The organism is Streptomyces sp. PKA51 (assembly GCF_057552455.1).
On the sequence record NZ_BAAJPZ010000036.1, the window covers coordinates 20,247 to 27,763 of the forward strand.

Sequence of the window (7,517 nt, forward strand, 5' to 3'; positions counted from 1 at the left end):
CGGAGGCACCCGTGCACAGTCGGTCCACCCCTGTCCTGATCGTCGGAGCCGGGCTCGGCGGCCTGTCCACCGCCGTCTTCCTCGGCCTCCACGGCGTGCCGGCGCTGGTCGTCGAGCGCCACCCCGGCACCTCGCGGGAGCCCAAGGCGCGCGGCCAGATGCCCGCGACCATGGAGGCGCTGCGCGCGGCCGGTCTCGCGGAGGGCTTCCGGGCGGCCGCGCCCCCCGGCCGGCCGGAGATGACCATCGTCATCGCCACCAGTGTCACCGGCCGGGTGCTGCACAGCTTCACCGAGGCCCTGCCCGACTTCGGCCGCTTCTCGCCCGCCCCGACGGGCCTGGTGAGCCAGGAACGGGCCGAGCCCCTGCTGGCCGCCCGCGCCGCCGAACTGGGCGCGGAGATACGCTTCTGCACCCGCATGGAGTCGTTCGCCGTCGGCGAGGACGGCGTCACGGCCGTCCTGCGCGACCTGGCCACCGACGAGACGTACGAGGTCCGCGCCGCGTACCTGGTGGGCGCGGACGGGCACCGCGGCGGGGTGCGCGAGGCCGCCGGCATCGGCGCGCACGGGCGCGGTGTCCTGGAGGAGAGCACGAGCCTGCTGTTCGAGGCGTCCCTCGACCCCGTCCTGGACGGCGCCGCCGTCCAGATGCACTACCTGCAGAACCCCGAGCTGCCTGGCGGCTCCGGCATGTTCGTCTCCACCGACACCCCCGGCCGCTACGTGGCCGTCGCCCGGCACGTGCGCGACGACGACCACGCGTGCGAGGTGATCCGCCTGATCACCGGCGTGCCGGACCTCGCCGTGAAGCTGATCGGTCGCACGCGATGGTCCACCGCCTGCCGGATCGCGGACCGCTTCTCCAGCGCCGACGGCCGCGTGCACCTGGTGGGGGACGCCGCCCACCTGATGCCGCCGACGGGCGGTCAGGGCGGCAACACGGCGGTCATGGACGGCTTCCACCTGGCCTGGAAGCTGGCCGCGACCGTCCGCGGCCAGGCCGGGCCCGGCCTGCTGGCCAGTCACGACGCCGAGCGGCGGCCCTTCGCGGAGTTCCTGGTCGAGCAGCAGTACGCCAATCTCGTCCACCGCGCGGCACCCCACCTTGCCGACGACACCGTGGCCGAGCGCATCGACCCCGCCCGCCTGCTCTTCGGCTACCGCTGCCCGGCCGGCGCGTTCACCGACGAGCCCGGCACCGGCCCGGGCCCCGCCGATGCGCCGCTCTTCGAGGACCCCGCCGCGCCCGGCGGCCGCCCGGGCACCCGGGCGCCCCACGTCGCCCTGGCCGACGGCGCGTCCACCCGCGACCTGTACGGCCGCGACTTCGTCCTGCTCACCGGCAACCCCGCGTGGCGCTCCGCGGCCCTCGCCGCGGCCGAACGCCTGCAGCTGCCCGTCGCCGTCCCCGACCTCGACGGCCCCTGGGCGCCGGCCCACGGCGTCACCCCCTCCGGCGCGGTGCTCGTGCGCCCGGACGGGATCGTCGCCTGGCGCACCGCCGCCACCGGCGACCCCGGTGACGTCGAGCGCGCCCTGCGCACGGTCCTGGACCGCTGAACACGGCGACGCACGGCACGACCGCCCCTAGCATGTTCACGCCATGCGAAGGGGCGTTTCACCGAGTGTGATGATCTTCTCACACCCGTGTCCCACCTGATGACTTTTCGGCCGCCGTCCGGTGTTCTTACCGCCGACAGCCATGAAATGGGCATGACTACAGGACTGGTGGGAAATGAACGGTAAATTCCGCTCTTTGTGGAACCTGCGGCGTTCCGGCGGGGACACGCAGCCGACGACCAGAACGCTCCGCAGCAGGATCGCCGCGGCGGTCGGCGCCGTCGTCCTGGCCGCCACCGCCTTCACCGGCGCCGCCACCGGCACGGCCGTGGCCCGGGGGGAGGGCAAGTGGTCCTGCTCCGGCGCACCCGTCCCCGACGGATGGGTCATCACCAACTACGACCGCAACGGCTGCGGAGGCTTCGGCTCCTGGTTCCAGCAGCCGGTCAAGGACGGCATATGGACCTGCTCCGGCTCGCCGATCGTCTCCGGCTACGTCATCACCAACTACAGCCACCTCGGCTGCAACGGCATCGGCGCCTGGTACCACCAGCTCGCGCGTGACGGCCGCTGGACCTGCGCCGGCTCGCCGATCCCGCCCGGCTACGTGACCACCGGCTACAACCGCACCAGCTGCGACGGCATCGGCGCCTGGTACCACCAGCTCGTCCGCAACGGCATCTGGACCTGCCCCGGCTCGCCCATCCCGCCGGGCTACCGCAGCACCACCTACTCCGCAGGCGGCTGCAACGGCCTCGGAGCGTGGCTCACGGTCCGCGCCTGACCGTCCCTCGCCCCGCCGGCGCGGCCCACCGGGCGCCGGCGGGGCGCACCCCCCTCAGCCCTCCGGGAAGAGCACCGCCGCCACGTGCCGGGTGTCGGCGTACTCCACGACCGAGACGATCCTGCCCTCCCGCACCGTGAAGATGCCGAGGCAGCGGTTGTCGTATGCGTCCCCGCGCACGGTACGGGCCTTCGAGGTCCACTCGGCGACCACCCGGTCGCCCTCGGCGATCGTGCCGAGCAGTTCGATCTCCAGGGTGCCGGGAACGAAGGCCGGCCCCATGCCGCCCAGGAACTCCTCGACGATCGCCCGGCGCCCCCGCCACACCTTCGAGACCGGCAGGTCGCCCGGGTAGTGCCAGGTCGCCTCCTCCGCGAAGCTGTCGCGGATGACGTCCGCGTCGCCGTCACGGACGGCCTCCACGTACCGGACGACGACGGTCCTGGGGTCGGTGGTCATGGTCATGATGGGTCTCCTTCAGGGGTTCGGGTCGTTCAGGACAGGGTGAGCACGGCCTTGCCGCGGATGCGGCGCTCGCGCAGATCGGTCAGGACGGTCGCGGTGGCGGCCCAGTCGGCGACGCGGCCGATCTCCGGGTGCAGGCGGCCGGCGGCCGTCAGCCGGACGAGCGTCGCGAGATCGTCGCCGAGCCCGCCGCGCGGGTCCAGGTAGTGGAAGTGGCGGATGACGGCCGACTCGGGCCCGGAAAAGAAGTCGAAGAAGTCGAGCGTCACCGGCATCCGGCTGGCCTGCCCGAACCAGATCAGCGTGCCGCCCCGGCCGAGCCGGGCCAGGGCCGCGGGCAGGGCCCGGCCACCGGTCGACTCCAGCACGACGTCGTACGGACCGTGCGCGTCCGCCGGATCGTGGACGACCTCCGCCGCGCCCAGCTCCAGGAGCCGCGCCCCACGTCCGGCGTCGCGGGTCACCGCGGTGACCTCCGCCCCGGCGGCGGCCGCGAGCTCGGTCACGTAGTGGCCGACGCCGCCCGACGCGCCGGTCAGCAGCACGCGCCGCCCGGCCACCGGCCCGGCTGCGCGCAGCAGTCGCAGCGCGGTGATCCCCGCCAGCGGCAGCGCCGCTCCCTGCACCGCGCAGACCGTGTCCGGCAGCACCGCGAGCGCGTCCGTCGGCACCGCCACGAACTCCGCCCAACCGCCCGCCATGGGATGAGCCACGACCCGCGCGATGCCGGTGGGCCCGCTCCCGTCGGCGGCAGGCTGCACGACGAGCCCCGCCACGTCCTTGCCCGGCCGGTCGCCGGGCAGCGGAGCCTCCAGCTTGAACGTCTCGCCCCGGTTGACCGAGAACGCCTCGACCCTCACCAGCGCCTCGTTCGGGCGCGGCGTCGGTTCGGGAACGTCGGCCAGGACGACCGGTTCGGCGGGATCCCCCGTCGGTATGAGCGCTTTCACTGCCTGTCCGCCTCCTTCGTGGTGCCTGAACGACATCCCACCCGGGCGGGCCGCCCGCCGGCCAACAACCGAGCCCCCCGGCCGACAACGCGCAGTTGTCGCATAAGGTCAGCGGCATGGACCTCGACCTCGCACTGGTCCGCGCATTCGTGGCGACCGCCGAGACGCTGCACTTCGGGCGCGCCGCCGCACGGCTGAACACCAGCCAGCAGGCCCACTCCAAACGCATCGCCCGCCTGGAGTCGCTGCTCACCGTCCGGCTGTTCGAACGCGACGGCGGCATCCGGCTCACCGAGGCCGGCCGGCGCTTCGAGCCGGCCGCCCGCGAAGCCCTCGCCGCCGGCGACCGCGCCGTCGCCGCGGCCCTGGAGACCGGACGAGCCGTACGCATCGACGTATGGGGCCACCTGTACGCGCCCCTGCGCACCGTCGCCCAGGCGGTGCAGGCGCTCGGTGCCGTGGAACCGGGCCCGGCACGCGACTGGCCGTCAGCCGCGGCCGCCCTCCTGCGCGGCGACACCGACCTGGGCTTCGGCCGGGTCCACCCGCTGCCCGGCGGCCACGACGCGGGGCTCGCCCAGCGGCTCGTACGCCTCGAACCCGTCGACGCCGTCGTCAGCGCCACCCACCCGCTGGCCGGGGCGGCCCAACTGCGCCCCGCCGACCTGCGCGAGAGCACCCTGTGGTGCCCCGCCGAACTGACCCGGCTCGACTTCCTGCGCCGCTTCGCCGACGAGTTCCGCATCGCCCGCCGCCAGGACGGGCCCAACCTGGGCCCCGAGCACCTCGTCCACCACGTGCGCAGCGACCCGGCCTGCTTCACGCTCTTCCCCGCCGATGCGCCCCTGCCCGACCCCGGCGGCCTGCGCTGCATCCCCCTCGTCGCCCCCACCCCGCTGTACGCGTGGTCGCTCGCCTGGCGCGAGTCCCATCGCCACCCCCTCCTCGACACCCTGCTGCGCGGCTTCACCGACGCGGGACGCACCCGGCGCTGGCTGGACTACGACCCCGAGCGCGACTGGCTCCCCGACACCGACCACCCCAAACTCGCCACTACCGCCCCCGCCTGACGTTCCCTACGATGACCGCATGCCAGGTTGACGCTAGAGAGCCCGCCGCGCCCCGCGGCCCCGGGCCCCGCCGCTCCTTTCCGTTCCCGCACCCGATCCACCCGACGGAAACGGAAGGAAGCCATCAAGACATGCACATCAGGCGGATCTGTGAGAGCGAAGGCGACGCCGCCGGCACCCTGTGGGACCACATGTGCCGGGAGATCGGGGACGGCGGTCCGCTCACCGAGCGGGCGCGCCGCGACGTCTCGCGGATGCTCGCCGCGTCCGCGTGGCACCGCGACGCGTTCTGTCTCGTCGCCGTGCACCCCGGCGGCCGGCTCGCCGGCTTCGTGAACGGCCGCATCAGCACGGGCGACGGGCTGCTGCCCGGACTCCTCGGCGAGATCGAGGCCCTGTACGTCGTCCCCGGCGACCGCGGACAGGGCACGGGCCGCTCACTCGCCCGGGCCGCCACCGACTGGCTCGTCGCACAAGGGGCGCGAACCGTCCGCTACCTGTCGGGGGCCGCCGCCCACGACGACCACCGGTTCTGGCGCTCGCTCGGCTTCGAGGCCGACATGGTGTGCCTGTCCCTGTACCGGGAGCCGTGAGGCAGCACCCTTGCGCGGGGGAGCCGACCTGTAGTGCGCTGTGCCCCATGGGGAAGAAGAGAACTGCGAGGAGTACGGCCCGACCCACCGCCACCTTGATCGCCGCCCTGACGGCGGCAGCCGTCTGGACCGGCGCGCCGGCCGGCCCGCGGGCGCACGCCACCGAACCCGGCCCGGCCGGCCCGCCCTCGGCGGGCGCGCACGGCCCGGCCGGGATCGACCTCGACACGGTGACCATCCCCGAGCTGCAGGCCCGCATGGCCGGCGGCTCGCTCACCTCCTCCGCGCTGACCACCGCCTACCTGCGGCGGATCGAGGAGATCAACCCCCGGATCAGGGCGGTCCTGCGCACCGATCCCACGGCCCTGCGCCAAGCGGCCGCCAGCGACGCCCGGCACCGCCACGGCCGCACCCTCGGCCCCCTCGACGGCATCCCCGTCCTCCTGAAGGACAACGTCGACACCCGCGACCTGCCGACCACGGCGGGCTCCCTGGCCCTCGCGGGAAGCCCGCCGGCCACCGACGCCGCCCTCGTGACCCGGCTGCGCCGGGCCGGAGCCGTGATCCTGGGCAAGACCAACCTGTCCGAATGGGCGAACTTCCGCGCCGCCAAGCCCACATCGGGCTGGTCCGCCGTCGGCGGACAGACCCACAACCCGTACGTCCTGGACCGCAACCCCTGCGGATCGTCCGCCGGATCCGCCGCCGCCCTGGCCGCGTCCCTGGCACAGGTGGCGATCGGCACCGAGACGGACGGCTCCATCGTCTGCCCGGCCGGGATGAACGGCGTGGTCGGACTCAAACCCAGCCTCGGCGTGGTCGACCGGGCCGGTGTGGTGCCCATCTCGGCCGAACAGGACACCGCGGGCCCCATGGCCCGCAACGTGACCGACGCCGCCCTCACCCTCTCGGTGCTCACCGACGACGCCGCCGCACGCCCCGCACCCGCCCCCGCCCCGCAGCACGACCTGCACGGGCGGCGGATCGGCCTGTGGCGCCTGCCCGCCCTCGGCCCACAGGTGGACGCCGTGATGACCCGTACGGCGCAGAAACTGCGCGCAGCCGGGGCCGAGGTCGTCGAGGTCACCCTCCCGTACCAGGAACGCCTGGCCGAGCTCGAGTTCCCCGCCCTGCTCAGCGAATTCCACCGGGACATCGACACCTACCTCCCCACCCGCAACGGCCCGCGCGACCTCGCCGGACTGATCGAGTTCAACCGCACCCACCCGGCGGAGCGGACCTGCTTCGCCGGCCAGGAACTGTTCGAACAGGCCCTCGCCGCGCCGCCCACCACCAGCCCGCGGTACCGGGCGATGCGCGCCGAGCTGAAGGACCTCTCCCGCCGCTCCATCGACGAGACCATGGCCGCCCACCACCTCGACGCCATCGCCTCACCGGCGAATCCGCCCGCCTGGACCACCGACTGCGCCCGCGGCGACAATGACGTGATCCCGTCCTCCACCCCGGCGGCCGTGGCCGGCTACCCGTCGCTGTCCGTACCCGCCGGCTCCGTCGGCGAGCTCCCCGTCGGCGTCCTCCTGCTGGCCGGCGACCACCAGGACGCGGGGCTGCTGTCCCTCGGCGCCGCCGTGGAACACCACCTGAACGCCTGGCGGGCACCGCGCTACCTGCCGACAACCGGGACCGACGGCTAGGGCCTGTCCGGCGGATCATGCAGCGCGCCGTCTGCGGGCGCGTGGTGGCTTGTCGCGCAGTTCCCCGCGCCCCTAGGGGGCGCCGTGGGCTGTGCAGCGCCCCGCGCCCCTTACGGGGCGCCCGGCCCGCCGCTCAGCGCCGCTCGTCATCCTCCGCGAGGGCGCTGCGCACCTCCGCCCCAGCCTTGTCCAGCTCCTCGGGCGTCTTCTCGCGCAGCGCCCGCTCCCTTTCCGCCCTGGGCATGCCGCTCAGCAGGAATTCGGCGTTGTCGGACAGCTTCTTGCGCTTCTTCTCGGGCTCGGCCACGGGGCTTCCTTTCCTACGGGTGGACATCCCCTCCAGTGGACCGCCCAAGCGACCGTTGCGCCCCGCCGGAATCGTCCAGAAGGACGACAGCGCCCGGTAGCGCCCGTGGGGCGCAGGGTGAGCCGGAGGGG

The 7,517-nt window shown here is 74.3% G+C and carries 8 protein-coding genes; 5 read left to right on the forward strand and 3 right to left on the reverse strand.

The features are described 5' to 3' along the window. Positions 1–11 precede the first annotated feature (11 nt). Both AC27L3_RS28845 and AC27L3_RS28850 read left to right on the forward strand, forming a co-directional pair. Positions 12–1,562, forward strand: coding sequence for an FAD-dependent monooxygenase (locus AC27L3_RS28845; protein ID WP_487237002.1), 1,551 nt, complete (start codon positions 12–14; stop codon positions 1,560–1,562). A 175-nt stretch (positions 1,563–1,737) separates the two neighbouring features. Then, a complete protein-coding gene (locus tag AC27L3_RS28850) occupies positions 1,738–2,346 on the forward strand; it encodes a hypothetical protein (protein ID WP_487237003.1) in 609 nt (202 codons plus the stop codon). Between the two features lie 54 nt (positions 2,347–2,400). Here the strand turns inward: AC27L3_RS28850 and AC27L3_RS28855 are convergent, their stop codons facing one another. Both AC27L3_RS28855 and AC27L3_RS28860 read right to left on the reverse strand, forming a co-directional pair. Continuing rightward, entirely contained in the window at positions 2,401–2,811 is a 411-nt protein-coding gene (locus AC27L3_RS28855; protein WP_487237004.1) for a nuclear transport factor 2 family protein, read from the reverse strand. A gap of 29 nt (positions 2,812–2,840) precedes the next feature. Continuing rightward, positions 2,841–3,761, reverse strand: coding sequence for a zinc-binding dehydrogenase (locus tag AC27L3_RS28860; protein WP_487237005.1), 921 nt, complete (start codon positions 3,759–3,761; stop codon positions 2,841–2,843). Between the two features lie 116 nt (positions 3,762–3,877). On the opposite strand from AC27L3_RS28860, the gene AC27L3_RS28865 reads away from it, so the two are divergent. The 3 genes from AC27L3_RS28865 to AC27L3_RS28875 all read left to right on the forward strand — a co-directional run bounded on the left by AC27L3_RS28865 (position 3,878) and on the right by AC27L3_RS28875 (position 7,079). Then, the gene (locus AC27L3_RS28865; protein ID WP_487237006.1) at positions 3,878–4,831 is read left to right on the forward strand and encodes a LysR family transcriptional regulator; all 954 of its coding nucleotides are present in this window, start codon (positions 3,878–3,880) and stop codon (positions 4,829–4,831) included. Positions 4,832–4,962: 131 nt separating this feature from the next. After that, positions 4,963–5,424: a GNAT family N-acetyltransferase gene (locus AC27L3_RS28870; protein ID WP_487237007.1), complete on the forward strand. Its 462-nt coding sequence runs from the start codon at positions 4,963–4,965 to the stop codon at positions 5,422–5,424. A gap of 47 nt (positions 5,425–5,471) precedes the next feature. Further along, positions 5,472–7,079, forward strand: coding sequence for an amidase family protein (locus AC27L3_RS28875; RefSeq protein WP_487237008.1), 1,608 nt, complete (start codon positions 5,472–5,474; stop codon positions 7,077–7,079). A 133-nt stretch (positions 7,080–7,212) separates the two neighbouring features. On the opposite strand, the gene AC27L3_RS28880 is transcribed toward AC27L3_RS28875, so the two are convergent. Then, positions 7,213–7,517, reverse strand: a 305-nt coding sequence (locus tag AC27L3_RS28880; RefSeq protein WP_487237009.1) for a hypothetical protein, incomplete at its 5' end; no start/stop codon positions are given.

Coding starts and splice junctions, on each gene's coding strand:
- AC27L3_RS28850 (WP_487237003.1), top strand. CDS start 1,738: ATGAACGGTAAATTCCGCTCTTTGTGGAACCTGCGGCGTTCCGGCGGG.
- AC27L3_RS28870 (WP_487237007.1), top strand. CDS start 4,963: ATGCACATCAGGCGGATCTGTGAGAGCGAAGGCGACGCCGCCGGCACC.
- AC27L3_RS28875 (WP_487237008.1), top strand. CDS start 5,472: ATGGGGAAGAAGAGAACTGCGAGGAGTACGGCCCGACCCACCGCCACC.
- AC27L3_RS28865 (WP_487237006.1), top strand. CDS start 3,878: ATGGACCTCGACCTCGCACTGGTCCGCGCATTCGTGGCGACCGCCGAG.
- AC27L3_RS28855 (WP_487237004.1), bottom strand. CDS start 2,811: ATGACCATGACCACCGACCCCAGGACCGTCGTCGTCCGGTACGTGGAG.